Annotated in this window: 1 protein-coding gene; it reads right to left on the bottom strand. The window is 63.6% G+C overall.

The features are described 5' to 3' along the window. Window positions 1-195: 195 nt before the first annotated feature. A partial coding sequence (locus J0A65_RS28060; protein ID WP_206597203.1) for an FCD domain-containing protein occupies window positions 196-327 on the bottom strand: 132 nt, incomplete at its 5' end.

Below are 327 nucleotides of genomic sequence, written 5' to 3' on the forward strand. Positions count from 1 at the left end.
GCTGATGATCAGGCTGGTCGGTTCACCGCCGGTGTGGGAATCGATTACCTCGATACGTTTCATGTGGCTATGCCTGCAGTCGTGTTGAGTGACTACAGGGTGACGCGAGGCGCAGCGTCCGGCTTGAGGGATTTGCCTGGGACGAATGACGAAATCGGCACAGTCTCGGGGCGGATGAATAGGCCGGGGCGGGCCTCAGCGGTGGCCCGGCAAATGCGCGAAGAGGCTGCTGCAGACACCGGTGATGTGTTCCTCGAGCAGCGCCACCGCATGCTCCGTGTCGCGGCTGCGGCAGGCATCGATGATCGCGCGGTGCTCGTGGTCGGC

The organism is Bowmanella yangjiangensis, from assembly GCF_017255015.1.
Classification (GTDB): Bacteria; Pseudomonadota; Gammaproteobacteria; order Enterobacterales; family Alteromonadaceae; genus Bowmanella; species Bowmanella yangjiangensis.